Raw genomic sequence first — 25,235 nt, 5'->3', positions numbered from 1 at the left:
ACCATGCCCCTGAGTTATCCGGCCACCGCCGCCGATTACCAGCAACTCGCTCGCCGTAAACTGCCCCGGTTTCTGGCAGATTACCTGGACGGCGGCGCCACCGAAGAACACACCCTGCGGGCCAATGTCCGCGGCTGGCAGGATATCGCCCTGAGCCAGCGCGTGCTGATTGATGTCGATAACGTAGACACCCGCACCGAGTTGGCCGGGCAATCCTGCAGCATGCCTGTCGCCCTGGCGCCTCTGGGGCTGGCCGGAATGATGGCACAACGGGGAGAAGCCCAGGCAGTAAAAGCCGCCAATGCGGCCGAGGTGCCTTTCACCCTCTCCACCGTTGGCATATGCCCGTTGGCAGAAGTGAAAGCAGCCGCCACGGCGCCGTTCTGGTTCCAGTTGTACATGATTCGCGACCGGGGCTACGTAGAAAACCTGCTGAAAAAAGCCTGGGATTCCGGCTGCCAGACGCTGATCTTTACCATCGACCTGCCCCTGCCCGGCCCCCGGCATCGGGACACCCGTAACGGCCTGAACAGCGCCGGCGCCCGTTCCGTTGCGCTCAAAGCGCAGCAACTGCTATCCAGGCCCGGGTGGCTATGGCAGGTAGCGATAAAAGGTAAACCCCTGACCTTTGGCAACCTGAGCGACGCAGTGCCAGAGGCCAGTAACCTGGACTCCTTCAAGCAGTGGGTCGATACCCAATTCGATGCCTCCGTCACCTGGCAGGCCATCGAATGGCTGCGGGAACGCTGGCCCGGCAAGCTGATCCTGAAAGGCATTCTGGAAGTGGACGATGCCAAAGCAGCCGTCAACGTCGGTGCCGATGGCATCGTGGTCTCCAATCACGGCGGTCGTCAGTTGGATGGTGTGGCCGCCACCGCCCGCAAACTCCCGGATATCGTGGCCGCCGTCGGCAACGACACCGAGATCCTGGTGGATGGCGGCATCCGCAACGGCGTAGACGTTTTCCGCGCCCTTGCCCTGGGAGCCAACGGCGTGATGATTGGTCGCCCCTGGGCGTGGGCCCTGGCGGCAGAAGGTCAGGCTGGATTAACCCGACTCCTGAACACCTGGCAGCAGGAACTGAAACTGGCCATGATCCTGACCGGTGTCACCAGAATTGCCGATATCAACGAGACCCATCTCGACCGGACCAATACAAACGAATTGACCCAAGCTGGAGAACAACAATGACCAACGGCGCTCAGGCACTAATGAAAACCCTGGTGAATTCGGGTGTTGAAGTCTGTTTTACCAACCCGGGCACCAGCGAAATGCATTTCGTCGCCGCCCTGGACAGCGAACCCGGAATGCGGGCGGTACTGGCCCTGTTTGAAGGCGTCGCCACCGGTGCCGCCGACGGCTACGCCCGGATGGCGGACAAACCCGCTGCTACCCTGCTGCACCTGGGCTGTGGCCTGGGCAATGGCCTGGCGAACCTGCACAATGCACGCAAGGGTAAGGTACCGGTGGTCAACATTGTTGGCGACCATGCCACCTACCATGTGAAATACGACGCCCAGTTGCAGTCTGACATCGAAACGGTCGCTCGCAACATCTCCCCCAATTTTGTGCGCACGTCACAAAGCACAGAAGCTCTTTGCCAGGATGCCGCCGAAGCCATCACCGCCGCCCGGGGCCTGCCAGGGCAGGTAGCCACTCTGATTCTGCCAGCGGATGTGTCCTGGGGCGAAGGCGGCAAGCCTTGTGCCGCACCCACTCAACCGCAAGCGCCTGCAGCTGAAGATAGCGCTGTTAAAGCGGCCGCAGAAGCCATTAAGAGCGGTAGGAAAACCGCCCTGCTGCTGGGTGGCCGCGCCTTGCGTGAGCCCGCTCTGCTGGAGGCGGCACGCATTGCCGCTCACAACGGTGTCACCCTGTTTGCCGAAACCTTCCCAACCCGCATTGAACGGGGCGCCGGCCTGCCGCCGGTGGAGCGGATCGCTTACCTGGCGGAACTGGCTACCCTGCAGCTCTCCGAGTTTGACCACCTGATTCTGGTGGATGCCAAGGCCCCGGTATCCTTCTTCGCCTATCCGGGCAAACAAAGCTACCTGGTGCCAGACAACTGCACGGCTCACACTCTGAGCACACCGGAGCAGGATGCCACCACCAGCCTGAAAAAGCTGGCCGATACTCTCGGTGCCAGCAATGCCCAACCCAAGCTGCAGGCGCCCGGCCGCCCCGGCCTGCCCAAAGGTAAACTCACCGCCGAAAAAGTTTGCCGGGCGGTGGGCGAACTGATGCCCGAGAACAGCATTATCGTGGATGAAGCCATCACCTCCGGCCTGATGCTGAACGCCATGACCGCAGGCTCACCACGGCACGACCTGATCACCCTCACCGGCGGGGCCATCGGGCAAGGCATGCCCAACGCCGTCGGCGCAGCCATCGCCTGTCCGGATCGCCAGGTTTACGCACTGATCGGTGACGGCACCGCCATGTATACCAACCAGGCCCTGTGGACCATGGCGAGGGAAAACCTGAACGTGATCACCATCATCTTCAACAACGCCTCCTACTCGATCCTGAACGTAGAACTGGAACGGGTTGGCGCAGAAGAAGCCGGTGCCAAGGCGAAATCACAGCTCGACATCAGTGGCCCGGTCACCAACTACGCGTTGCTGGCCCAGAGCATGGGCGTGCACGGCACCCGGGTAACCACGGCGGAAGAGCTGATCAAAGCCATGGAATACGCCAAACACAACCCCGGCCCGCACCTGATTGAAGCGGTGGTACCGGAATCCCTGAATGGCGTAAAAAGAAAGGTGCTGCCCTGGCTGCTGAAGTCGCTGCCGAGCCTGCCAAGGCCGCTGACCAAAGCCCTGAAAAAGAAGATCGCGCCCTGATCCAGGCAAAAAAAAGGCGCAGGTCACTTGCGTGACTGCGCCTTTTCCTTCGACTGGATAGGTAACTCTGCTCAGACCCGGTAGCGGCTGACCTGGTCGGTCAACTCACCGGCCAGTGCCTTGAGGCGCTGGGTCGCTTCGCCGGCGCGACGGGTTCCCTGGGCAGTCTGTTCCGAGATTGCCACGATTTCGTGGACATTCTGGTTGATGGTTTCCGACACGCTGGTCTGCTCTTCCGCAGCACTGGCAATCTGGGTGTTCATATCGGTAATCGTGTTCACGGCCTGGGAAATACGCTGCAGCGCTTCGTTCACCTGGCGGGTTTCCTCCACGGTTTCCTCGCTGCGCTGGCTGATGGCGCCGATCAGCATTACCGCCTGCTGGGCACCTTTCTGCAGCCGCTCGATGGTCGCCTGGATCTCCTGAGTGCTCTTCTGGGTCCTGCTTGCCAGCGTACGTACCTCGTCGGCAACCACGGCAAAGCCACGGCCGGCTTCTCCGGCGCGAGCCGCCTCGATGGCAGCATTCAGGGCTAACAGGTTGGTCTGGTCGGCAATCTCCCGAATAACCTCCAGCACGCTGTCGATCTGGCGGGAGTCGGTGCCCAGTTTTTCTATGACCTGAACACCCTCTTCCACCTGTTTGGAGAGCCCGCCAATCACCTCGATGGCCTGGTAGACCAGCCCCTGGGCATCGGTTACCTGAGCGGTAGCGTGGCCAGCCGAATCCGACGCTTCACTGGCATTACCGGCCACTTCCTGGGCTGCGGCGGTCATCTCGTTCATGGCGGTGGCTACCTGATCACTTTCCGATTTCTGGCGCTCAACGCCCTGCTCGGCTTCCACCATGACCTCGTTCAACTCGCCGGTGGTAACATTCAATGTCTCGGCCGACTGGCGGACCTGGCGGACCAGCCCATGGACCTGATCCGCAAAGCTGTTGAACGCCGTGGCCAGCTGCGACAGCTCGTCCCGACCCGAGACCTCCAGCCGACGGGTAAGATCCCCGTCGCCACTGGCAATGCCATTCATCGCCGTCACCGCCGACTTCAACGGACTGATAATGCCGCGAACCACGACAAGGGCAAGGAAGACAATAATGGCCAGAGCGATCAGGGAGGTGGTCACCGAACCAATGATTGCCTCACCCAGGGAATTTCCCACCCGCTGCTCCATGGAAGCAACCTGAGATTCCAGGCCGTCAATCCAGAATCCGGTGCCAATCATCACGCCCCATTTCGGCAGCATTTCGGCATAGCCTAACTTGGGGGCTACGTTACCGGTTTCCGGGTGTTTCCAGCCATAGGGTACATAGCCGCCACCATTGCGCGCAGCCTCGATCAGTTCGCGAATCAGGTAGGTGCCGTTCGGGTCCTGAAAGCCCCAGAGGTTACGGCCTTCCAGGGCGGAATTGACACCATGCATCACCGAAACACCTTCCGTGGTATAGGCGAACAGATAGCCCTCACTGCCGGAGTCGTCAAAACGCAGTTGCCGCAAGATGTCCCAGGCCTGCTGCTGGACCTCAGGATCATTGGCCGAGCCCGGCTGCTCATACAGATGCTGGATGGACGTTTTCGCCAGTTCCAGATAGTTGCGCAGTTCCTGGCGCTTGCTGGCCTCCATGTCTTCCGAGAAGCTTGCAACCGCCTGCTCTCCGATCGAGCGGGCCTGATTCAGGTTGTAAGTGGTCAGCAATGCAGTCAGAACAATAACCGGCACCAGTGCCAGCAACAGCACCCTCGCCTGGATGGTCAGATTCTTCATGTGGTGTGTTTTCCGTGGTTGGAATGACTGTCGGAGAAGTCCGCTAAAAAAAGATTAGCAATCCTACAGAAAAACACACGACAGATTTATCGAGGAAACCTCGTGGTTTGTAAAACCAGTGCAACCGGGGCGTTATCTTTTGTAATGGTCAGTCTTTGAACTCGGCTTTGTCCAACCCGTGTTTCTTCATTTTGTCATACAGCGTCTTGCGGGCAATCCCGAGCTGCACCATGGTGTCCTTGATGCTACCGTGGCAGGCGTTCAGCGCACTGACAATCGCCGAGCGTTCAAAGCCATCCATCATTTCCGACAGCGTCTGCCGGCTGGCAATGTTCGGTCCGCTGGCAGAATCGCCTTCGGCCAGGGCTGCCGGGCCCAGCAAGACATATCGCTCGGCCAGGTTACGCAGTTCCCGAACGTTGCCGGGCCAGGAATGCTGCATCAGCCGGGCAGCCTGACGTGCGTCCAAAGGCACACTCTCGCGGTCATAGCGAGCGGCAGCAATCAGCACAAAGTGATGGAACAGTTTGGGGATGTCTTCCTTTCGCTCCCGCAACGGCGGAATATCCACTTTCACCACATTCAGTCGGTAATAAAGGTCGGACCGGAATTCTCCCTTGTCACTCAGTTCCTTCAGATCGGATTTGGTGGCGGCGATAATACGTACGTCCACGTCAACGACCTGGTTGCTGCCAAGCCGCTCAACCCGTTGCTCCTCAAGAACCCGGAGCAGTTTTATCTGCAACGGCATGGGCATACTTTCCAGCTCATCCAGGAACAGGGTTCCCCGATGAGCGTGTTCTATCTTGCCAACACGTCGTTTGTCAGCACCTGTGAAGGCACCGGCCTCGTGCCCGAACAGCTCGCTTTCGATCAGATTCTCGGGTACAGCGCCGCAATTGATCGCAACAAAATTGTGGCTGCTGCGTGGACTGTTTTCATGGATATATCTGGCCAGCGCGTCCTTACCGGACCCCGTCTCACCATGAAGGAGCACGTTTGCGGAGATATCCAATACCGGATCAATGGTCGCCATCACCCGTTGCATAGCCGGCGAATCGCCCAGCATCCGGGGGCCGGGGCGGGCAAGGTGTCGGAGCTGGGCTTTCAGCCGCCGGTTCTCAAGCGCCAGATGTCGTTTCTCAAGGGCATGCCGCAGGAGTTCAATCAACTCCTCGTGATCAAACGGTTTCTCGATGAAATCGTAGGCACCCTGCTGCATGGCCGATACCGCCGTGCTGATATCGCCCTGACCAGTCAGCAGAATGACCGGAATATCTTCATCAATCTGCCGGATGCGCTGCAACACATCCAGGCCGTCCATGCCCGGCATGTTGTAATCACACAGGACGATGCCCTCAAAATCCGGATGAACCTCCTGCAAGGCTGACGCACCATCCGCAAAACAGGCCACCGGGATATCCTCCAGCTCCAGTGTCTGTTCCATCAGTGGCCGGATATCCGGGTCGTCATCGACAAAAATGACTGAAGCGGTTGTCATTCCTCTGCCCTACGCTGTTTCAATTTGAGAACGAACTCGGCACCCGGACCATCGTCACGATTGTGGCCGACCAGGTTTCCGCCCAGAGCTTCAACGATCTGACGGGAAATGGAAAGCCCCAGGCCCAACCCCTGTTTGACGGAGCGGGTGGTAAAAAACGGTTCGAACACCTTCTCTGTGTTACCGGGAAGGCCATGCCCATTGTCTCGAACCCGGCAACGCCAGTTCCCCTCTTCTTCATCAATCATGATCTCGATCAACGGCTCGTCACGGCCTTCAACCGCCTGAACCGCGTTCGCCACCAGATTGACCATCACCTGCTCGATCCGGATCAGATCGCCGTGGCACATGACCGGCTGCTCCGGGCGATGCCAATCGATGCCAATGCCGCTACTGCTGTGCTGGGCACGAATAATCTTGAGGGCTCCATCCACCGCCAATCTGAGATCAACCACCGACGGGGGGCCCTCGGATTTTCTCGCGAACACCTTAAACTGTCGGATGAGCTCCGCCATCTTGTCGCACAGGGCGACAATTTCCCCCAGGTTGGCATCCACCATATCGGTGGCCCCCCGCTCCAGAAACTTCCGACTGTTGCGGGCATAACCCTGGATAGCGGTCAGGGGCTGATTGATCTCGTGGTTCAGACCCGCCGACATTTGCCCGAGCACCGCGAGCTTGGCAGCCTGGATGAGCTCTTGCTGGGTTTCACGCAACTCCGTCTGGGCTCTCTCCCGCTCCTGTATCTCTTCCAGCAGTTGGTCATTGGAACGTTTAAGATCGGCTGTCCGCTGAGCAACGCGACGCTCCAACTGCTCTCCCCTCAAGGCCAGTTCACGTTCCCGCCGGTATCGTTCGCGAAGATACAACCAGGTAAGGAACCCGGCCAGGAACAAGGCCAGCCCGCTGACCAGGAAACCGGCGCGGGTCCAGAGTACTGATCGCGTCTCGGTCAGTACCATCAGGCTCCAGTCCAGCCTGGGCAGGTCCACCTCGACGGTCAGGTACGTGCCGGCACTGTTGCTGTCCCGTAACTGAATCCGTGTGGAATAATCCGCCAGCCCCCACGGCTTGCCAGTGACCGAGAAGTCAACAGGCTCTAAATCCCGCTCGGGGTAACGCTGCCGCACGCGGGCGGTTTTTTCGGCCTTGTCACCTGGCCGAAAGTCCCGATACAACCACTGGCTGCGACTGGACAGAAAACTGATTCCGTCGCCGTCCAGCACCACCATTTGCGCCTGCTGGGTCGATTCTGGCCGGTGCCATTGCGACTCCAGCTCATGGACCAATATCTTGATGGCTACGACCCCGAGCATTTTGCCCCGCTGATCGCGCACCGGATGAGTGAAGTACAGACCACGCTCCAGGGACCGTAAACCCAAGGCGAAATAGGCCACTGAATCTCCGGTTTGCACGGCTTCAGAAAAGTAGGGGCGAAACGCGTAATTATTGCCAACGAAGGTGTCCGGCTGGCCGAAATTGTTGGCCGCAATCGTCAAACCGGACAAATCCATCAGGTAGATATCTGAGCCGCCGACAATGGTGGCCATTCTTTGCATCTGCTCGTTGGCCCGAAGCAGGGTCACGGCATCATTCGGTTGCTTGAGCGCGTCGGCTAACAGGGGGTGTTCGGCGATAAGAGCCGGTACCGGCAGATACCGGTTCAGCTCATTCGCAACCAGTTGTCGGTACCGGAAAGCCTCTTGCAGGGCCTCCTGCTCCAGCTGGCGATAACCGTACCAACCGCCCAGAAGCCAGGACAGCAGCATGATGACAACCAGAATCACAACGACGCTGAAGCGCTGGAGCATGGAATTCAGTTCCGAGACATCAAAGAGGGGCTTCGGCCAAGCCTAGCGCCCCCGGACCGGCAGGACAACCCGCTCAGCGGCAGGTTGTCCTCCGGGTACTGGCCAGATCAGGCTGCGGCGAGAGCCGGCGCACGCTTGCGCTGGATGAGCATGGCGATTACCGCCAGCGCGATACCGGCCAGATCCGTCCACAAACCACCCTCGATGGTCAGCAGGGCTGCGGCCACCAGTAACAACCGTACCAGAACCGGGGCGGACGACCGTGCGAACCAGCCCAGCACACCGGCAGACAGCAGGTACACGCCAAAGGTAGCGGTAATCAGCGCCCGTCCGATTTCGAACCACCCTCCTTCCATCAACAGCGCACTGTTGTAGAAGAACATGAAGGGCACGATGAACGCCGCAATGCCGATCCGGAATGATGCGACCGATGTGGACATGGCGTTGGCACCGGAAATACCCGCCGCCGCATAGGACGCCAGTGCCACAGGCGGCGTGATGGCCGAGACCACGGCAAAGTAGAAGACAAAGAAGTGCGCCGTCAGCGGCTCAATCCCCAACTGCACCAGGCCCGGAGCCACGACCGAAGCTGCAACGGCATAAGCTGCGGTGGTCGGCATGCCCATGCCCAGCAGAATGGAAATAAACATGGCAAACACCAGAGCCAGCAGATGACTGTGGGCCGCCACATCCAGCAACAGCACCGAGAACCGCGCGCCAACGCCGGTGAGTGAGATCACCCCCACAATGACACCGGCGGCCGCACAGACCACGATGATCTGAATCGACATATAGGCCGCTATCTCAAACGCATGCAGAATCTGCCGCAGGCCCATCTTGTTGGGGGAAATCCAGCTGACCACCGCCGCAGAAATCGTGGCCAGAGTACCGGCACGAATCACCGAGTAGCCCTGGAACAACGCCACGATCAGAATGATGATGGGCACAAACAGGTATACCTGGCGCAGCATCAGGCGCAAATTGGGCAGCTCGTCTTCGCGCATGCCCCGCATGCCCAGCTTCTTGGCCTCGAAATCGACCATGAAGTAGACCGAGGCAAAGTACAGAATCGCCGGAATAATCGCCGCAATGGCAATTTCGGTATAGGGAATACCGGTAATCTCCGCCATGATGAAGGCGCCCGCACCCATGATCGGCGGCATGATCTGCCCGCCCGTAGACGCTGCTGCTTCAACCGCGCCGGCGGATTCCTTGCTGTAGCCAACCCGCTTCATCAAGGGGATGGTCAGGGAACCGGTGGATACCACGTTCCCGGCACTGGTGCCGTTGATCATACCCATCAGGCCAGAGGCGAAAATGGAGACTTTGGCGGGACCACCCCGGGACCGGCCAGCCGCCGCAAAAGCGAAATTCACAAAGTAGTCACCTACCTTCGACGCCTGCAAAAACGCGGCAAAGATAATGAACAGGATAATGTAGGTCGAAGACACCGCCGTGGTCGGCCCGAGAATACCCGCATCGGTATAGACCTGGCTGAAGAAGCGCTGCACCGACAGCCCGGGATACCCCAGAAAGCCCGGAAGGTAGGGGCCGGCGAAGACGTAGGCCAGAAACACCAGCGCAATCACAACCAGAGCCATACCGGCTACCCGGCGGGTAAGCTCCATAATCAGCGCGGTACCGGCCACAGCGGCGAAAGAGATACCTACGGGGGCGAACGCGGTGCCGGTGGTCATCCGCATGGAGGTGTTGAACACCACCAGCAGGTAGGCGGCAACCGCCACAGAGCAGACGATCAGAACCAGATCCGGCACGCTGAACCGGGCCCGGTCACGCTGGTGGAACCAGCTCATGACAATACCCACACCGGAAGCCGCCAGCAGCGGCCAGCCAAAATGCCAGGTTTCCAGTTCCGCGGGAATCCGCAGGGTGCCACCCAGAATCATCTGGTGAAAGGCATAAGTCTGGTACAGCGCATAGAGCGCGGGAATCAGCGCGACTGCTGCAAACCAGGTGGTCCAGCGATGCCGCGCAGCACCTTCTTCACCGGAAACGAAGCGGGCACCGGCAAACAGGATAAAGCCCAACACCAGGGCACCGGCCACGTGCACAATACGGAACGACCAGGTTTCCATGGGTGACACGTTCAGGGTGTAGAGGTGAAACGCCGAATAGGCAATCGCCAGCAACACGACGAACTTCAGCAAAATACCGGTGTACAGGCGGCGGTTCGCCTCCACCGGCTCTTCGTCCACATTGTGGGCCAATACATGGTCTTCATTGACCGTCAGGTTTTCTGCCAGCTGGATTTCACCGCTGGCATGGGATTGTTCTTTGGTCATGATAAGTCCTGCCTGTCTGAGAGGCGGTGAATCGGTATCGACCGGATGCCGAAGGGTCGTCCGGCGACCCTCCGGCCAGGCTCATTACTGCTTGATGGCCGCGTCTTCGATGGGATAGCCGTTCTCGTTGAACCAGCGTGCCGCACCCGGATGCCAGGGCAGTACCTTGTTCTTGGTGTAATTCTCGGGGACGGAGTGGCGCGCTGCCTTATGGATCGACACCATCTTGTCGTTGTTCTCCATGGTCAGCTTGGTGATTTCATACACAAAGCTTTCCGGCATATCGCAGTTCACCATGGCGAAGTTCCACATGGAGACCACACGGGACGGAGCATCCAGGGACTGGTAGGTGCTGGCCGGAATCACGAATTCAGACACCGGGAAGTTATCGACGATCTTCTTGGCTTCGTCATCGTTCATGCCAATCACGTTAACGTCGGTCTGGACTTCCAGCTGGCTGACCGCCGGAATGGGAATACCGGCTGCGAAGGCCACCACATCAATCAGACCGTCCTGAAGCTGGCCACCGAGGTCTGACCAGCTGCCGTTACGGCGCTCGAACTTGACGCCCAGCGTTTCCATCATGCGCGGGAAGTAGGTATCCGAGGTAGAACCGGCCGGCCCGAAACCAATGGTGGCACCGTCCGGAATCTCGGAGATGCTGGTAATACCGGAGCTGGACAGCGTGGCAATGGAGAACGGGGTTTCATACATCGGGAACATGGCACAGACGTTGTCCATCTTCATGCCCGGTGCCAGCGGGCTCTCGCCTTCCATGGACTCACGCGCCGGGCCCATGGTGGTCAGGCCAAACTTCAGATCTCCGGTGTGAACCAGCGCCATGTTCTGAACCGGGCCGCCGGTGATTTCAGCGCCACCAGACACTCCCAGATTCTCCGCCACAAAGTTCGCCCAGCCGGAGCCATAGGCAAAGTAGGTGCCGCCCTGGCTTGCCGTGCCAACGGTAAAGCTCTCAGGCCAGCCGGCACGATCCTGGGCAATCACAGGGCCAGCAACAACGGAGGTGGCGATCGCAGCCGCCAGAATGGTTTGAAGTTTCATAAGAAATGCTCCCGATTCATCTTGTTGGTTGGGTGCTGATGAGGCCTGCCCGGCCTCGCTGGGGAGCATTCAGCAAGGGCCAGGCCAGTTCGGGAAACTACTTATAAAACAGATTTCTAAGCCGGATTGGCCGGAAGGACATGCAATTAATGGGTGGATTTCCACCCAGAGAAGAATCACCTATGGGTGGAAACCCACCCCTATGGGGAGCGCCTGAACGCTTACCAACGCCCCTGCAAAGTCGCCACAATTTTACGACCACCGGCATGATTCCGGTGTTCGCAAAGGTAGATGCCCTGCCAGGTACCGAGAGCCAGATGGCCGTGGCTGATGGGGATGGTCAGCGACGGCCCGATAATCACGCTTTTGATGTGGGAAGTGGTGTCGATCATACGGATGATGTGTCCATATGGCCTCGCCCTTAACCCCACACAGCTCATGGCCATTGTCCGATACCACCGGTCCACATCTTAAGGTGCCTGTATGGACTCAATTGTCCATACCTTCAAAAGTATACATCTTGTGTTGGAACTCCCGAACCCCTGACTCTTTCAAAATATCATCAACCTTAGCTAACTCTAAGGCCGTACGCATAACATCGAAAGGGTCATGAGAATTAAGTATTCCCATCTTCTTGCCTGCTTCCATGGCCCATATTGGAATCTTCGTTTCGAGGACATTATTCAGATCCGGTTGCCTCTTCTTCAAATACGCGACTATTGACGAGTAAAATATGTACTGTCTGACATTGGCATCAGGATGAACAGTGTTCTTTGCTCCCAAAGACATCTGCTGCAAAAGTGCAGTCAGTGAAGTTAATGCATAAACCACAAACTCATACACAGCCAAACGACTCGGAAACCGAATATGGACTCCCATTCCATCTTTTCCCAAAGCTCCTTCTAGAAACGCCATTAGAAACTCGATTGATTGACGATCAGCTTCAGCTTCAAACGCATACCTAACCATCAAATCCCTTCTAGCGACTTCACTCTCATCAGGAAATTCATTCAAGGCCTCTGAACTGCTCTTTGACTTGAGAAAGTCAGTATGTCCAAGATAAATATGAGATAGTTCATGAAGAATGATTGCATAGCTACAAAGGTAATATGCAAAGTCAGCAATTAATTTCTTTCGCCCAAACTTCTTTAAATCTTTATCTCTGATTTTGATACTCTTTAACCATGGCAAAAAGTCATAATCCGTTTCAAAAACACGAGAGGCTAGCCATACGTGATATGACAATCCTGCCGTCATTTCAACGTAATATGTTCCATTGCAGATATCGACCGTTTTTGCAAAAGCACCTACTTTCTCTGGGTTAAATACATCGACGACCATTTTAATATTCGAAGTGGCACCCTTAACGTTTTCAGCTTTCAATACTGATAGCACCTCTTTTATATGCTCATCAATACTGCCAATTAACGGCTCAAAATCTTCATATCTATATCCCGGCCCACCGATATAAATTATTGGATTCCCTTTCTTGCTCACTTAACCCTCTCCATGAATCGTGACAACCAGCGAACGGGAGCCACCATGATTACGATGCTCACATAGATAAACACCTTGCCAGGTTCCCATGTTAAAGCTCCCATCGGACACAGGAACAGAAACACTACTCCCAAGCAGACTGGCCTTAATGTGGCTGGGCAAGTCGTCACTCCCCTCATAAATATGCTTGTAATAGGGCTCACCTTCGGGAACCGCACGACTAAAGAAGCTTTCAAAGTCATCACGTACGGTAGGATCTGCGTTTTCGTTGATCGTCAAAGACGCAGAGGTGTGTTTGATGAAAATATGAGCAAGCCCAACAGATACCTGTGACAAGTCAGGTACCTGTCTTACAATTTCGTCTGTAATCAGATGAAATCCTCGTTTCTTGGGTGAGATTTTTACTTCTTTTTGAATCCACATAATTCTATTCTCTAATTGGCAGCACATTTGAAAAACGGGCCAACTCTTTCTCCAAACGGGCCAACCTATCAAGCAACATCAACTCTCGATTTAGAGCCTGATGATAGAGTTCTTTGTAATTTTGCTTCTCTGCTCTGGCTTTTCGAAGTAAATCCCTAGGTTTGTTAGCTGGTACATCAACCTCTCCGTTCGCAGTGTCAATTGCCGCAATCAATTCCCCGAAGCTGCTCCTGGATTTCTTAATTGACCCACGCTTTCTGCCAGCCTCCAATGCAACGGTGTCCTTGTTAATCGAAGAGCCTGGCGGAACTCGGCTTGGGCATCCTGCCTTCAAGCGTTCTAGTGCTTCCCAGTATTCTTGCATGCTAGACCCCCTTATTTTTCAAAAGAGCGATCCGACGCTGGTAACTTTCGAGATCTTCTAGTTCTGACAACTCGGTTCTAAGCGCGATGCTCGAATCATCCTTGCTTTTTAGCTCATCAACAAAGATTCTTTGACGCGCAATGACTCGCTCCAGCTTACTTGGTTTTATGATTGCCTTATCACAGCTAATACAGGCAGAAACCAGGCGAAGTAGTTTTTTGTCACATGGGGATGTCGTCATACATGCCCCCAGAGGTGTCTCTTTATAGGCAAGCTCACCCCTTCTGAAACGGCTTACCAACTCCTTGCGATCGTTGAGCAGCAGGCCTTCGCTTTCCCGTTCGGAAACGTTACGATCGACAAACCGCCCATAAGCACCAAACAAAGGTTCTGTTCGATCTGCAACAACTGCAAAGTATGCATGAGCGTCACTCTCAGGTTTAATTTCCCTCATCAGGTGCGATATATGCTCATCATGATCGAACTCGGAAATACAAGCAGAGGCATTGCAATAATAGAGTGTCATCTCTCTGGATATATGTTTTAACTGACTCTTAAGTGCCGGAATGGATACATTAGCTGACTGAGACACATAAAACGCCAACGTTCGCCTAAACTGATGAGTAGTGAAGCGCCAAACAGAACCTAGTTGAAAAGCCTTCTCCTTGTGCCATGTGCGAAACGGATCAACAGCAACCAAATGATCAAAATCAGAACCCTCTATTACATATAAATCTGAGGAAAAGTAATTAAATATCTCCTGATCCTTATTCGCATGCTTTTGAATAACCAAGGGGGCATTCAAGTCATTCTTCACGCCAGTAAAACCCAAGTAGACCGCGCTTATAAATAATGGTGCATCATGCTGTAAGGTATCGCACTGAGAGCAGATTAAAATAGATATCTTCTGTGCAATTTCAAACGCCTTGACAACATCTTTACTTGTCACCCAAGCAACTCTTTTCTTTTGTCCAACAAATTTACTTGTATCGCCAAAAACTTTATAAAAATCCCTGCCCATAATCTTTTCGATTACTAATGCGTTGTCTTTAAGACTAAGGCATTCAGAATGCCTCATCCCCGTATATATATGAATGTATATGCGGCAGGCATGTTGTATTCTGGTTAGAAACTTACTCAATCCCGGTATATTTGAAACACCATATTTCAACAACAATCTTTCAAGCCCATATACAGATGACGCCTCATAAAAAAATGGGGCCATCTCTCGCCTTTGAACACCTAACTGGCGTTGCTTTGACTCGCAGCGAGCAAACAAAGGTTCATGTATTATGTGTTCAGTAAATCCTACCAAGCTATCTATACTCGCCAGGATTTCATTCAGAAACATTTCCAGATCAGAAATTAACAAAGACAATAGCCGCGGGGGTATCACAGGGTGCTGCAAATCTTCGGGCAGTGCTTTCGACTTTTCTCTGGCCAAAAAGCTAGAATATAGACTGGATATTTTGTACCCAGAAATATCACTCGGAATATGTGCCAAATGACCAACCAAAGAAGAAAAACCGGTCAGAAGCGTTCTCGTTTCAAGTGTTCTGATGAATTCATCAAGGTGTTTTTTCTCAGACAGTACAGTTGCGACTGATCTTGACTGACTTGAAGCATAACCAATAAGCCGACGTATAGATTTCATATAGTTCATTATAGTGGCTATGCTAACGCCGAAATTTACTGATGATTCAGCAAAATAGATCAGAAGAAACGCAAGCCATTTAGCCTCATTACGATAGTTCTTATGAGCAAATTCGAAGTTGATCCGAGCTGAGCCTGAATCTCCAGCTAAACGATAGATCCTGAAATCCCAAACATCATCACCATATCGGGATATTGGATCTCCTTGCTTATTTCGAGAAACGACAAACTCATTAGAAGGTACTTGAATACCCCCCTCCACCTCAAAGGCGTCAGGAAATGAAGCCTGATCATCTTGTACAAAATATTCGAAGTTGGCACGATATATCTTAGCACTCATGACAACACCCCAATTTCAATCAAGGTGTCCAGTTTCATTTGCCAATAATCAGATAGGATCTCCCTATCAAAAACATCACGCTCAATATCATCTAACTGACCAATATCACCACTGAAATTCGATTTAATGACATCAAGCACTTGATCTACACGATCCAAAACAGGTAGAACCTTTTCATTAAAGTGTTTCTCTGTATGCGCGAGTATCAAAGACTCCTTAAGCAGGTACTTAAAACTGATCAATTTATGGACATCATTAATATCAGAATGAACTTTATAGTTTTTACAAAACAAGCAGCCTTCAAACGTCCTGCAATCAGGCTCAATGGGTGTATTACCAAGGGTGGCAGGACTACTTCCGATACACTGCCCAACGGGCGTGCTTTTCGCCTTGACGTCTATATCTATAACCATGGCCTTGTAAGAATCGAAAAAGCTGCCTATTTGGCTATCATTACGTGCCTTGCTACCTTCCGAGTAATGCCTTAGTACCGTTACAGGGCTATTTTGTAAAACAAGCGAGGTCGTTGCGACATCTGTATTCCTTATTAACCAATCGCCCTTATACGCCCTCCACATTCTTGTAGTTATTTTTAAATCAAAGCCAAAACATACATTCAAACGCCGATGAAGGTCACCCGCAATATCCATTGAGAGTGGCGCTGCCTGATCAAATGCAACCCTGAAAAAGAGCAAGGGATAAGAATGTATATTCAGTGCATCCAGCATGTACTGGCGAAGCTGAAGGAACTTCTTAAACGTTAGGTAAAAGGTCGAAGATATGTGAAAAACAACTTCTCTTTTCCCCGCTCTATACTTAATCCCCTTAAATCCGATTCTATCTTTCAAAACCTCATGGTCACCCGACCATGGGAGCTGCAACATTTGTCCCAGATTCATGCCGGTGTTTGCAGAAAATAGCATCACAAAAGCCTGAAACGCCATTCGAGCAGCATCTATGCGCCTATTATGAAACCGGGATGAATTGGCGATCTCCATTTTCCTGAGTGCATTATTATGGGATGCTCGATGACTAGCGATCAGATTAGTTTTTGAAAGCCTCGTTATTTCCTCTACAGATCGAATTCGACCGCTTATATAGTCATATGCCAAAAAGCGATCTTTCAATGCAGCTTTTTTACTAACAGTCGATTTCCCTCCGAAGGGCACCGATACGGGAAAGAACCAGAACCGATTATTCTCAATGGCTATTTCTTTTGGGAACTTCTGAAAATCAACAACACAATCGCACAGTTGATTAAATACTTGTAGATATACAGTCAATACACGAGCCACACTTGTATCTTCTGGTATCTTCGTTTTATTAACTGCTTGCAAGGATCTCCTTACTTTTCTGACATTTCGAAAAAGATCTCCGTAAGGATCACCATAGACATAGCGTCCGACACCGGTTATCAACTGCTGCAAAGTTGCAGCAGTATTAACGTTCATATCGCTAGCTCTGACCTTATGAATCAGATATTCCGTAAACAACCTTACGGCCTCTGCAAAATCATCCATAGAATCAAGCCCTCGAATACAGCTTGAATCACACCACCGTACAAACCTATTAAACTGCCCGAAATTTGTTTTAAGCGTGTGTGCAGACTTTCCCATCTTTATGTGATGAATGAAAAACTCGATATACAAAGAGACAAACTCTTTCCTGGCAGACCGATAGCTTTCCATATTTACCAGATTCGACGCGCAAGCCTCGGTTGACGTGTCTGCCGTCATACGCCGTCTTTTTGTGTAACACCAACTACCTATATCCACCGCATATTTATATCCTGGGATAAAAACCTTCACAGCTGAAGGGTCTATCAGTACAACTTTCCCGGTTTCATCTGTGGGCAGTTGTTCGATGGTATAGGAAACAGTCTTTCGCTTACTCCACGTCATCGGTATTTACCTCATTCAACATGGATTCAAGGTAAGCCTCATACTCCGACTGCAAATTAAGCGCGACCCGGTATTTTTCGCGGTAGTTTAAGTAGGCTTCTGTCGTCCGAATACTGGTATGTCCCATCCTGGAACGAACCAGCATCAGGGCTTTTGTCATATCTGCCTTTACAGCCAAACTGGGTTCGGCCTTCGACATTTGGTTAACAAAACTTTCCAACAGATTCATTCCAAAGGTCGCCCGCAGATCATGGAAACGGAATTCAAATTCGTACCCATGGCGGTAAAGCTCTGGCTTTAATTGCTGCCTAATGAATTGAGTGACGGCGTTACCCCTTGGCGGGCTTCGATACAAGAACGCGAAAGGGTCATTCTCAGCCATGTAGTAAGGCTGACCAGCGCGGGTCAGAAACAGATATTGATCGCCATCTTCTGGATATACATGCTTCGACAACCCAATCCGTTGACGGCATCGCTCAGAATTCATGTAAATCTGCACCCGGCGATACAGAAATAGCGGTACAAGCAACACCATCTGCTTGCCATACTTGGTGCTGACCGGTGTTCCGGCACCGACTTTTATCCTATGAGACACAGCGCCTTTATATGGCTCATCCAAAAAATTCTGCCGACGAAGCGTGAAAACAGTTTGCAACCGTGCGCCAGTCGCCAAAGCAAGAAAGAACGCCAATGTCATTTCGGTGTTACCAATGGCTTTCAGAGCTTGAATTAAGGCCACTTGTTCATCTTTTGGTAATGGCCTCAGTTTACCGCCATCATCAATGCACTCGCTGTAGTCATCATTGCTCTTCACTATCCTGAACGATCGAGTCAGGTCTGTGCTTTTTACTGACTTTCTGCGCTGAAAACCTCGCGCATCTCTGAACATCAGTGCGGCCTCATCTTCAAGCCACAACGGATGGTCAAACTTAAAACCTTCCGTTTCAAGCCAACGATAGAAGTTCTGCAAACTACTCATACGACGTTTAGCCGTGCGTGCCTTTAACTTTCCCTGACGAATTTCATCGTGCAAATAAGTGCAATAACGGTATGTAGGTCTTGCCCTGGGCCGGGCCGATACGGTCAGAAAATCGATCTCCTCTTCCAGCAACCACTGCCTGAAATGCACCAGATCCCCCGCTATAGATTCGAGAGTCCGCCGTTTTGCAGGCACAAATCCGTTCAATCTGCTCAGCAGATAGCGATTAGCCTCTGCCCAGAGCGAACCATCCGGGTCAACAATCATCGGGTAGTGGTAAAACACATCATGTGCCACGTCTTGCGCCGGGCGCCGATAGTAGTCACGACCTTTGGCGGCAGCACTGCATACATGGCTACCCATAAGTTCTACCGTTGACGGCTCATAGCATTCCAGCTTGCGAACCACCTCAACTCTGACACGAAAATTTGGCTTCATAGACAATGATGTAATCACCCTACCCAACAAAAAGCCCTTGAGCAACTTTCTTTGCATCAAAGGCGATGAAACAACTTTAGCTTGACATTTAACCAGGATCAACAGATTATTTCTGCATCATTGGCTATGAATAGGTGAAGGCGTGAAGCTCAAACAGGTCGCAACCATCAATGCAGGCTATCCATTTCGGGGCAAAATCCCTGAAGTGCCAGGCTCTGCTGTGGTCGCGGTTCAGATGAAGGATGTCTCGCTAACCGAAGGGATTCGCTGGTCAGACTGTTTAGAAACAGAGCTAACCGGCAAGCGTGAACCCGACTACCTCACCACAGGAGATATTTTAGTGGCCGCTCGTGGCAGCCATAACTACGCAGTTCAGGTGGATCAGTTATTGGCTTCTACAGGTAAGCAGGCCGTTGCTGCGCCGCACTTTTTTGTGGTCGGCCTGAAGAAGAAAGACATTCTTCCCGAGTTTATGGTGTGGCTACTGAATCAGGCACCGGCTCAGCGATATTTTGAGCAGAATGCTGAAGGCACCTTAACAAAAAGTATTCGCCGCAGTGTGCTGGAAGATGCCCCTGTCGTTGTTCCGCCACTTGCCAAGCAGCGAGCAATCATTGCGATGGCCAACACTTTGGGTGAAGAGCAAAGGCTGATTCAGAGGCTAGTAAACAACGGTGAGCGAATGATGGGTGCAATCGCCCACGACTTGTACCGGGCGCATGGCCACTAAACAGCCAGCACAACGAATTTAAGACTTGAACCGGGCCAGCCATTGATTGGCCCCACTAAAAGGAAGCAATGGATGAACGACAAAATCAATCAAGACAGCATCAACAAAGCGCTCTGGAATGCCTGCGATACCTTCCGTGGCACCATCAGCGCCGATACTTATAAAGACTTCATCCTCACCATGCTGTTCCTCAAGTACATCTCTGATGTATGGCAGGATCACTATGATGGCTACAAGGCCGAGTACGGCGACGAGCCGGAACTCATCGAAGAGATGATGAAAAACGAGCGCTTTGTACTGCCTAAGGCAGCCAGCTTCTACGCCCTGTACGAACGCCGTCACGAGCCCGGCAATGGCGAGCGCATCGACCAGGCATTGCACGCCATTGAAGAAGCCAACGGCACCAAACTCAAAGACGCTGGCAAGAGTGTGTTCCAAGACATCAGCTTTAACACCGACAAACTGGGTGAAGAGAAGCAAAAGAACACCATTCTGCGTCACCTGCTGGAAGACTTCGCCAAGCCCGAGTTGAACCTCAAACCCAGCCGTGTGGGCACGCTGGATGTGATCGGTAACGCCTACGAATACCTGATCAAAAACTTCGCGGCCAGCGGTGGCCAGAAAGCCGGTGAGTTTTATACTCCGCCCGAAGTCAGTGACCTGATCGCCGAACTGTTAGACCCGCAGCCGGGTGACAGCATCTGCGACCCTGCCTGTGGCTCTGGCTCGCTACTAATGAAGTGTGGCCGCAAAGTCGTGGCGAATCACGGTAGTAAGCAATACGCCCTCTACGGGCAAGAGGCCATTGGATCTACCTGGTCACTAGCCAAAATGAACATGTTCCTGCACGGAGAAGACAACCACAAAATTGAATGGGGCGACACCATTCGTAACCCCAAGCTGCTGGATAAAAACGGCGACTTAATGCTGTTTGACATCGTGACCGCCAACCCGCCGTTTAGTTTGGATAAATGGGGCCACGACGAAGCCGAACACGACAAGTTCAGCCGCTTCCGCCGTGGCGTACCGCCGAAAACCAAAGGCGACTACGCCTTTATCCTGCACATGATCGAAACACTCAAACCAAAAAGCGGCAGAATGGGTGTGGTGGTGCCGCACGGCGTGTTATTCCGTGGCTCGTCTGAGGGCAAAATTCGCCAGCAACTCATCGACGAAAACCTGCTCGATGCCGTGATTGGTCTGCCAGAAAAGCTGTTTTACGGCACGGGGATTCCGGCGGCAATCCTGCTCTTTAAGAAAAATAAGAGCGACGATAACGTCATGTTTATCGACGCCAGCCGCGACTTCAAAGCCGGAAAAAACCAGAACCTGCTGACGGAAGAGAATATCGCCAAGATTGTAGCTACCTATCACGCCGGTAACGATGTCGATAAATACGCCTACGTTGCCAGCCTCGAAGAGATTAAAGAAAACGACTACAACCTGAACATCCCGCGCTACGTCGATACCTTTGAAGAAGAGGAAGAAATCGACCTGATGGCGGTGCGTGCCGAACGTGAGCAGCTAAAAGCCCAACTGACTGAGCTGGAAACCGAGATGGCCAAGTATCTTGAGGAGTTGGGTTATGGTGCATAACCAGAAAACGACAGCTTTAGATTCATTTGTTGATCCACGCGCCCCAATTTGCTATGGCATCCTGAAGCCGGGAGAGCACGTATCTGATGGAATTCCTGTAATTAAGGTTAAGAATATTATTGGCGGTAGGGTTTTGGAGGATGACCTTCTTAGGACATCCTTACAAATCCACAATCAATACAAACGAGCAGAAGTAAACCAAGGCGATTTGCTTTTAACAATACGAGGGACAACCGGACGAGTAGCGATTGTTCCACCGTCACTTGCGGGCGCTAATATCACCCAGGATACAGCAAGAATTAGAGTGTCTAGCGATGATGATCCAATGTACGTTTTTTACGCCTTGCAATCGCCAAGTGTTCAACAACAAATTGATTTGAACACGGTTGGGCAGGCCGTCAAAGGAATCAATATAGCCGAAGTTAGGAAGCTAAAAATCTTTCATCCAGATGCTTCCGAACAAAAGAAAATCGCGCAAATCCTCTCCACCTGGGATAAGGCCATCACCACCACCGAACAACTGCTCGCCAACAGCCAGCAACAGAAAAAAGCCCTAATGCAACAACTGCTCACCGGCAAGAAGCGTCTGCTGGATAAAAATGGGGTTAGGTTTAGTGGGGAGTGGCGAGAAACCCATCTCAGGAATGTGTCAGTAATTGTTATGGGATCGTCACCAAAATCCAGTGCTTACAATGAGACTGGAGATGGGATGCCGCTCATCCAAGGTAATGCAGACATTAAGCACAGGCTATCAGCTCCACGAGTCCACACCTCTGAAATCACTAAAAAATGCTCACATGGAGATATTCTACTGTCTGTTCGTGCTCCGGTTGGAAACGTTGCGATATCACAACACGAAGCGTGTATTGGACGCGGTATTTCGAGTATCAAAGCAAAAAGTAACGAGAGCCAGGACTTCTTGTATCAGTGGCTACTTTGGTTTGAGCCTAGATGGGGTTCTCTTTCGCAAGGCAGTACTTTCGAGTCAATCAATAGCGATGACATCAAGTCGCTCAAAATGAAGATTCCTTATTTGGAAGAACAACAAAAAATCGCCGCCGTGCTTTCCACTGCCGATCAGGAAATCTCTGCTTTGCAACAAAAGCTCGATGCCCTGAAGCAAGAGAAAAAAGCCTTGATGCAGCAGTTGTTGACGGGTAAGCGAAGAGTTTTGGTGAGCTAAGGGGGATGCACGTGGAGCTAACAAAGGACGTTGCATATCAAGCGATTGCTGAGTTTTTTACAGACAAGCCGTTTGTATTATTTGGCACAGGAACTTCATGTGCACTTGATCTGAGTTTTGGGATGCCAGCTCTTGAGCGCCACCTTCGAGCCGAGCTTGCTCATGGAATGAGCGAAGTACAAGAACAGCAATGGCAGCAAGTGGTCTCTGCTCTTGATGCTGGTAGTCATGATTTTGAATCTGCAATGGACTTCATCAAAGATGAGGCTCTGACCAATCGAATAGTCGAAATTACTGCCATTTTTGTTGCGCAACACGATAATGCTTACGCTCATTCAATTATGTCGGGCTCATGCGATTGGCCCGCTGGCTCGCTATTGAAAAAGCTGGTTGAAGCTTTACCGCAGGCTGATAAACAACTTCACGTCGCCACGCCAAATTACGATTTGCTGGCTGAATACGCCTTCGTCCGGCATAAGATCCCCTACATTACCGGATTTCACGGTGGTTTCCTTCGTCGCTACGACTGGGCTGAGGCAAAAAAGTCTGTTCAATCCATTCAAAAAGGTCTTGGTAAGACAAGGCCGCCATTACGAATTGTTGAGTGCAAGCATATCCGACTACACAAGCCACATGGTTCGTTAAATACATTTGAATGGGAAGCTCAGCTTATTGAATGTAACAGCTGGATACGAAATAAGCCTGACGGCGTTGTACGAGCCATGATTACTCCTGGTACGGCCAAATATCAACGATTACACAAGGACAGAGCGCAGTTAGCTGAGTACGACACCGCTGTAGGAAACCATACTAGCTTCCTATTTTTGGGATTTGGCTTTAACGATTCCCAGCTTGTTAACAACGCATTTAGGCAAAAGCTTGAACAAGACCAATGCCGTGCTTTGGTGATTACTCGGGATTCGAACCCAAGAATAGAAGAGTGGCTTAGCAAATGTCCGAATATGTGGCTCATCTGCAAACAGACTGATTCAGATAAAAGCCGAATCTACAACTCAAAGTATGAAAACTGGCTACATATTCATGACAAGGAATTATGGCGTTTTGACGCTTTTACCAACGAATTTTTAGGAGGGTAACATGGCACTTTTTACTTTCAATGATGACAGCTACACACTTGGCAACATCCGTGAAGTTGACACCCGAAAAGTAACCATTCTGGTTAACAGTGATAAAGATCTACGTAAAGCCAGAGTTGGACAACTTGTGACCGTGCAACTTAGCGGTGCAACTGAATGTTGGCTGATTGGCATGATTGATAAAGTCATCAAAGCGGTAGTCACTCAACCACTTACGCTGGAAATAACTGAAGATGATGCTGACGAGATAGATTCTTTTGAAGATAGCGTAGTCAATACAGTTAAGATCACGCTAATGGGTGCAGCCCGCTGGGATGCAGTCGATCAAAAATATAAATTTTCACGATCACTTGATCACGTCCCTGAAATCGACTCAACCTGTTACGTGCTTAAAGATGCTCACCTTGAAGAATTTATGCGTGTTATTTCTGAGTGTGGCGATGGACAGCACTCACTGGAACTAGGCTCTTATAAGCTTAATGAAAACGCACGCGCTTATGTCGATGGCAATAAACTTTTCCAGCGGCATGCCGCTTTGCTTGGCAGTACCGGCTCTGGTAAATCATGGACGGTTGCCTCTATTTTGGAAAGAAGCTCGCAGCTGCCTTCTTCAAACCTTGTTGTATTCGACCTGCATGGTGAGTACAAGGAACTTTCTTATGCTAAGCAGCTGAGAGTACCTGGGCCGGATGAGGTTGACGCAGATGATGACTCACTGCTCTTTCTGCCGTACTGGTTGCTTAATTCGGAAGAGATTCAATCATTATTCGTTGATCGCAGCGAGTTCAGTGCACATAACCAAGTGGTGGTTGTGCAAGATGCCATAACAGAGCAAAAAAAAGCATTCTTAAAAGCGAATGGTCGAACCGATCTATTGCAGTCTTTTACTCTAGACAGTCCGATCCCATACTCCTTAAATGAAGTTATTGGAAAGCTCAAACATCTAAACGAAGAGAAGGTTGAAGGATCACGAGGCCCCAAAAACGGCCCATTCAATGGCGAATTTTCTAGATTGTTAGTTCGCATGGCCAGCCGCTTGAATGACCGTCGCTATGGATTCTTATTCAATAGCCCGGACAAATACAACCAATACGATTCATTGAGTATGATTGCTGAAAAACTGATGGGTTTTGGCAATCAAAAGCAAAGCATAAAAGTAATCGACTTCTCAGAGGTTCCTGCTGACATACTGCCAGTCATCATTGGCCTGGTTGCTCGGATTATCTATCAAGTTCAATTTTGGACTGATCCGAATAGTCGCAGACCAGTTGCTTTTGTCTGCGATGAGGCTCACCTATATCTACCAAGAAAAGAAGGCAACCCAGTTGAGCGCAGAGCGGTCGAAGCATTTGAGAAGATAGCTAAAGAAGGTCGAAAATATGGCGTTGCACTCATGATTGTGAGCCAACGACCTTCAGATGTAAGTGCCACCATTCTGAGCCAGTGTAACAACATCATTTCATTGCGTTTAACAAACGCGGATGACCAAGCAACTGTTCGAAAATTACTACCCGAAAGCTTAGAAAGCCTCTTAGAAGCATTACCCATCATGGATGTTGGCGAAGCCATGGTTGTAGGAGACTCGGTACTGCTGCCGAGTAGAATAAAAATTGATCCTCCGACTGAAAAGCCATTGAGTGCAACAATTGATTTCTGGTCTCGCTGGCAAGAAGACGTTACTAATGCCGATTTTGCATTGGCTGTAGAAAACATGCGCCGACAAAACAGAACAAAGCCATAACCCG

Annotated in this window: 19 protein-coding genes; 7 read left to right on the top strand and 12 right to left on the bottom strand. The window is 51.7% G+C overall.

Annotated features, from left to right (window positions below; all coding sequences use genetic code 11):
* The first annotated feature begins 3 nt into the window (after positions 1-3).
* Positions 4-1,191 carry an L-lactate dehydrogenase gene (locus QPL98_RS12100; protein ID WP_153741561.1) on the top strand — a complete coding sequence of 396 codons (1,188 nt, stop codon included), beginning with the start codon at positions 4-6 and terminating at the stop codon, positions 1,189-1,191.
* Complete coding sequence (locus tag QPL98_RS12095) at positions 1,188-2,846, top strand: acetolactate synthase large subunit (RefSeq protein ID WP_303293343.1); 1,659 nt, start codon at positions 1,188-1,190, stop codon at positions 2,844-2,846. Before QPL98_RS12100 ends, QPL98_RS12095 begins: the two co-directional genes overlap by 4 nt.
* A 71-nt stretch (positions 2,847-2,917) precedes the next feature.
* On the opposite strand, the gene QPL98_RS12090 is transcribed toward QPL98_RS12095, so the two are convergent.
* The 12 genes from QPL98_RS12090 to QPL98_RS12035 all read right to left on the bottom strand — a co-directional run bounded on the left by QPL98_RS12090 (position 2,918) and on the right by QPL98_RS12035 (position 18,986).
* Positions 2,918-4,612 carry a methyl-accepting chemotaxis protein gene (locus tag QPL98_RS12090; protein WP_199452143.1) on the bottom strand — a complete coding sequence of 565 codons (1,695 nt, stop codon included), beginning with the start codon at positions 4,610-4,612 and terminating at the stop codon, positions 2,918-2,920.
* A 148-nt stretch (positions 4,613-4,760) separates the two neighbouring features.
* Positions 4,761-6,113 carry a sigma-54 dependent transcriptional regulator gene (locus tag QPL98_RS12085; protein ID WP_011785810.1) on the bottom strand — a complete coding sequence of 451 codons (1,353 nt, stop codon included), beginning with the start codon at positions 6,111-6,113 and terminating at the stop codon, positions 4,761-4,763.
* Entirely contained in the window at positions 6,110-7,924 is a 1,815-nt protein-coding gene (locus QPL98_RS12080) for an ATP-binding protein (RefSeq protein WP_014420715.1), read from the bottom strand. Before QPL98_RS12080 ends, QPL98_RS12085 begins: the two co-directional genes overlap by 4 nt.
* A 107-nt stretch (positions 7,925-8,031) precedes the next feature.
* The gene (locus QPL98_RS12075) at positions 8,032-10,227 is read right to left on the bottom strand and encodes a TRAP transporter fused permease subunit (protein WP_014420714.1); all 2,196 of its coding nucleotides are present in this window, start codon (positions 10,225-10,227) and stop codon (positions 8,032-8,034) included.
* Positions 10,228-10,311: 84 nt separating this feature from the next.
* Positions 10,312-11,289, bottom strand: a complete 978-nt coding sequence (locus tag QPL98_RS12070; RefSeq protein ID WP_153740962.1) for a TAXI family TRAP transporter solute-binding subunit — start codon at positions 11,287-11,289, stop codon at positions 10,312-10,314.
* A 221-nt stretch (positions 11,290-11,510) separates the two neighbouring features.
* Positions 11,511-11,735 (bottom strand): YjbQ family protein, encoded by a 225-nt coding sequence (locus QPL98_RS12065; RefSeq protein WP_303293342.1) that lies wholly within the window; start codon positions 11,733-11,735, stop codon positions 11,511-11,513.
* 43 nt (positions 11,736-11,778) lie between these two features.
* Entirely contained in the window at positions 11,779-12,786 is a 1,008-nt protein-coding gene (locus QPL98_RS12060; protein WP_303293341.1) for a hypothetical protein, read from the bottom strand.
* Positions 12,787-13,209, bottom strand: a complete 423-nt coding sequence (locus QPL98_RS12055) for a secondary thiamine-phosphate synthase enzyme YjbQ (protein WP_303293340.1) — start codon at positions 13,207-13,209, stop codon at positions 12,787-12,789.
* A 4-nt stretch (positions 13,210-13,213) separates the two neighbouring features.
* A complete protein-coding gene (locus QPL98_RS12050; RefSeq protein WP_303293339.1) occupies positions 13,214-13,573 on the bottom strand; it encodes a hypothetical protein in 360 nt (119 codons plus the stop codon).
* Between the two features lies 1 nt (position 13,574).
* The gene (locus tag QPL98_RS12045; RefSeq protein ID WP_303293338.1) at positions 13,575-15,566 is read right to left on the bottom strand and encodes a hypothetical protein; all 1,992 of its coding nucleotides are present in this window, start codon (positions 15,564-15,566) and stop codon (positions 13,575-13,577) included.
* Positions 15,563-17,467, bottom strand: a complete 1,905-nt coding sequence (locus QPL98_RS12040) for a hypothetical protein (RefSeq protein WP_303293337.1) — start codon at positions 17,465-17,467, stop codon at positions 15,563-15,565. The genes QPL98_RS12045 and QPL98_RS12040 overlap by 4 nt, the downstream gene beginning before the upstream one ends.
* Positions 17,454-18,986 carry a site-specific integrase gene (locus QPL98_RS12035; RefSeq protein ID WP_303293336.1) on the bottom strand — a complete coding sequence of 511 codons (1,533 nt, stop codon included), beginning with the start codon at positions 18,984-18,986 and terminating at the stop codon, positions 17,454-17,456. The genes QPL98_RS12040 and QPL98_RS12035 overlap by 14 nt, the downstream gene beginning before the upstream one ends.
* Before the next feature lie 40 nt (positions 18,987-19,026).
* On the opposite strand from QPL98_RS12035, the gene QPL98_RS12030 reads away from it, so the two are divergent.
* The 5 genes from QPL98_RS12030 to QPL98_RS12010 all read left to right on the top strand — a co-directional run bounded on the left by QPL98_RS12030 (position 19,027) and on the right by QPL98_RS12010 (position 25,231).
* A complete protein-coding gene (locus tag QPL98_RS12030; protein ID WP_303293335.1) occupies positions 19,027-19,614 on the top strand; it encodes a hypothetical protein in 588 nt (195 codons plus the stop codon).
* Positions 19,615-19,686: 72 nt separating this feature from the next.
* Positions 19,687-21,210, top strand: coding sequence for a type I restriction-modification system subunit M (locus tag QPL98_RS12025; RefSeq protein WP_303293334.1), 1,524 nt, complete (start codon positions 19,687-19,689; stop codon positions 21,208-21,210).
* Positions 21,200-22,393, top strand: a complete 1,194-nt coding sequence (locus tag QPL98_RS12020) for a restriction endonuclease subunit S (RefSeq protein WP_303293333.1) — start codon at positions 21,200-21,202, stop codon at positions 22,391-22,393. The genes QPL98_RS12025 and QPL98_RS12020 overlap by 11 nt, the downstream gene beginning before the upstream one ends.
* An 11-nt stretch (positions 22,394-22,404) precedes the next feature.
* Positions 22,405-23,490 (top strand): SIR2 family protein, encoded by a 1,086-nt coding sequence (locus QPL98_RS12015; protein ID WP_303293332.1) that lies wholly within the window; start codon positions 22,405-22,407, stop codon positions 23,488-23,490.
* A gap of 1 nt (position 23,491) precedes the next feature.
* On the top strand, positions 23,492-25,231 hold the full coding sequence (locus QPL98_RS12010; RefSeq protein ID WP_303293331.1) for an ATP-binding protein: 1,740 nt from the start codon (positions 23,492-23,494) through the stop codon (positions 25,229-25,231).
* Positions 25,232-25,235 lie beyond the last annotated feature (4 nt).

Origin of the sequence: Marinobacter sp. ST-43, from assembly GCF_030541085.1 — a bacterium.
Taxonomy (GTDB): Bacteria; Pseudomonadota; Gammaproteobacteria; order Pseudomonadales; family Oleiphilaceae; genus Marinobacter; species Marinobacter nauticus.
This window is presented reverse-complemented; position numbering and strand designations above follow the sequence as displayed.